The sequence below is a fragment of the Kitasatospora sp. NPDC056273 genome (assembly GCF_042268845.1).
Taxonomy (GTDB): domain Bacteria; phylum Actinomycetota; class Actinomycetes; order Streptomycetales; family Streptomycetaceae; genus Kitasatospora.
In genome coordinates, this window is the sequence record NZ_JBHJSJ010000123.1 from 1 (window position 1) to 2,894 (window position 2,894).

Below are 2,894 nucleotides of genomic sequence, written 5' to 3' on the forward strand. Positions count from 1 at the left end.
CAGCTGCTTGCCCTTGCCTCATCCGGGGAGCTGAAAACCCGTCAGGACGTCACTGAGGCGCTGGAAAGCGCAGGTTTTGAGGTGGTGCGCAGCACGAAAAGCAGCATCAGCATTGCCGACCCGGACGGGGGGCGAAACATCCGACTGAAGGGAGCCATCTATGAGCAGTCTTTTAACGCTGGCGAAGGACTTGGAGCAGAAATCGAAAGCGCAGCAGCAGAGTACCGGCGAGATGCTGAAAGCCGCATTCAGCGAGCACGAGCAGTCTGTCAGAGCGGAACTGAGCGCAAGCGCGAGGAGAATCAGCGACGCCATCAGCGCCCACGAACAGAGTATGAGCGAGGCGATGGAGAAAAACCGGCGGAGCGTGCTGCTGACAGCCGGGAGGGCATGGCTCACCATCCTGATGGTGTCAGCGCTGCTGATCGCCACGAGCGGGAGCATTCTGTGGTGGCAGGGGCAGCAGATAACCGACAATTACACACATCTTCGTCAGCAGGAAGATACCCTGGCGAAAATGACTGCCCGGACGTGGGGAGTGCGCTATCAGGAGAGCAGCGACGGCCGGAGGTTCCTTATCCTGCCGCCGGGGATGCAAGCCGAAGCCATCCCCTACGACGGGACGACCTGGATCCGCCTGAAACAGGAGTAGCGGAAAATGACAGAGCTGGAAAAGCAGTTGCTGACCGCATTAGAGCAGCTACATCAGGACTACTCGCAAAGGCTGGACGAATGGGAGAGCGCCTTCGCGGAATGGCAGAAGATGTCTGGGCTTATGCAACGGGAGAACGCGGTGCTGAACGAGCGCGTGTCGGACTTGAGCACGCAGGTGCTGAGTTTAAGCGAGCAGCTGCGCCGCTTGTCCGGGAACTGAATGCCACCGAGTTCCGGCAGGGGGAGAATGAGTATCAGAAAACACTGGAGCTGGAGCGCCAGCCGCAGAAAACCTACAAAGGACCGACGCTGGGCTGACGGATGCCGGCCCGTGATAAACCCCAAGAAGGGGTCGTTTGCGGGAGAGGGCGAAATCCTACGCTAAGGCTTTGGCCAACGATATTCTCCGGTAAGATTGATGTGTTCCCAGGGGATAGGAGAAGTCGCTTGATATCTAGTATGACGTCTGTCGCACCTGCTTGATCGCGGCCGCGATAGCTAGATCGCGTTGCTCCTCTTCTCCATCCGCGTTCCAAGCTGCGGAAAGGCACCCATAAGCGTACGCCTGGTCGAGCAGGCGACGCGGATCGACGTCCAGCGCACGAGAGAATGCGTCCGCCATCTGTGCAATGCGTCTAGGATCGAGACAAAGGTCGTCTCTGTCAGCCGGATCGTAGAACATATTGGCGGCGCCAAAGCCCACTTCACCGACCAGACCGACGGGATCTATCACCAGCCAGCCGCGACTGGAGAACATGATGTTTTCATGATGCAGATCGCCATGTAGCCCACGCAGTTCCGAGGCATTGCTCATCATTTGATCGGCTATAATCGCCGCGTGGACGTAGTCAGTTTGACAACCTGCGTTTTGATCATCGCGCGCCCGCTGAAACAAAGCTGCAAAGCGATCCCGGATCGGGAGAAGGGCAGAAGGCAGGGGTTCCTCAGATGCGGCATACAGCTTCGCCATTAGTTCCGCTGCAATTTCGGTCGCCTGGTAGTCGCCGTGCTCGGCAACGATGTGAGAGAGCATTCGCTCCCCGGCATATTCGAGCAACATCAGATTGTTCTCACGACCGAGCAACCGGACTGCTCCCCTCCCATTGCGCCATACCAGATAGTCGGCCCCGCGCAGTTCATCAGCAATGTCTTCTATAGGTTTCAATCCCTTGACGATTGCAGGAGTCCCGTCTGGCAATGAAACTTTCCAAACGAGGCTGGAAAAGGTGTCCGCAATGAGAACAGGTTGCGAAACGTGCCAATGAGCAGGAAAAACAGGCGGCATGAACATCAACCCCAAGTCAGAGGGTCCAATCGCAGATAGAAGGCAAGGCGTTCGCGGTCGGGGGCTTCGATCCCCAATACATTGAATAGGACAGCGAAGGCGCGCTCTGCTTCATCTGGCGCTGCCCAGTTCTCTTCGGCGTTAGCAATCATGAGTGCCAAATCGGCATAGCGATCTGCTGTTCCGAGCCGCCCAAGGTCGATCAGACCCGTGCATTGAAGAGTTTTAGGGTCCACCATGAAGTTCGGCATGCAGGGATCACCATGGCAAACAACCATATCGGTGCGCTCTTGGTCGAGCCGCACCGGTAGCTCTCGTTCGACACGAGCCAAAAGATCGAGCTGCGGCGTACTCTTGTCCTCGTCCGGTAAGAAGTCGGGATTGACGGCATTGCGGGACACCACATCAACGGCGCGTCCGAACATTCGCGACAGCCTGCGCTCAAACGGACATTGATCAACCGATAGGCTGTGAACAGCGCCAAGTTGCTGCCCCATTGACGGCCACGCTTTGAGCAAATCCGCTCCAGACAGATCAGCCGCCGGTACTCCCGGAATTGCCGTTATCACCAAGCATGCACCCTCCTGTTCCTCCTGCCAGTTGATCACCTCGGGGCAAGCCACACCTCGACCTTTGAGCCAAATGAGGCGGTCACGCTCTCCAGCGAGCTCACCGCGGCGGGAAGCAGGTGCGATTTTCGCGAAGGCATGCCCGTCACCACGTCGAAAAACAAAATCACCAGATTCTCCGCCTCTGACAGGCAACCAGTCAGAATGCGATTCACCAAAAAAAATATTAGTTCGATTCAATGGAGGTTCCTTCAGTTTTCTGATGAAGCGCGGAGGTGGCTCAACCTGCGAAAAGAAACGAGTTGCTACGTAAGTCCGAGAACATGCTTTCCATGGTCTCTGAGCTCGCCTTTGGGACCGACATATCGGTAGAGAGTGACGCGCTC

Annotated in this window: 4 protein-coding genes; 2 read left to right on the forward strand and 2 right to left on the reverse strand. The window is 56.9% G+C overall.

The window, feature by feature from the left end:
• Positions 1-160 precede the first annotated feature (160 nt).
• Positions 161-652: an MbeB family mobilization protein gene (locus ACFCY1_RS41425; protein WP_063844470.1), complete on the forward strand. Its 492-nt coding sequence runs from the start codon at positions 161-163 to the stop codon at positions 650-652.
• Between the two features lie 6 nt (positions 653-658).
• A complete protein-coding gene (locus tag ACFCY1_RS41430) occupies positions 659-874 on the forward strand; it encodes an MbeD family mobilization/exclusion protein (RefSeq protein WP_044704874.1) in 216 nt (71 codons plus the stop codon).
• Positions 875-1,108: 234 nt separating this feature from the next.
• Here the strand turns inward: ACFCY1_RS41430 and ACFCY1_RS41435 are convergent, their stop codons facing one another.
• Both ACFCY1_RS41435 and aph(3'')-Ib read right to left on the reverse strand, forming a co-directional pair.
• On the reverse strand, positions 1,109-1,945 hold the full coding sequence (locus tag ACFCY1_RS41435) for an aminoglycoside O-phosphotransferase APH(6)-Id (protein ID WP_000480968.1): 837 nt from the start codon (positions 1,943-1,945) through the stop codon (positions 1,109-1,111).
• Positions 1,945-2,748: an aminoglycoside O-phosphotransferase APH(3'')-Ib gene (aph(3'')-Ib, locus tag ACFCY1_RS41440; RefSeq protein WP_001082319.1), complete on the reverse strand. Its 804-nt coding sequence runs from the start codon at positions 2,746-2,748 to the stop codon at positions 1,945-1,947. Before aph(3'')-Ib ends, ACFCY1_RS41435 begins: the two co-directional genes overlap by 1 nt.
• Between the last annotated feature and the right edge of the window lie 146 nt (positions 2,749-2,894).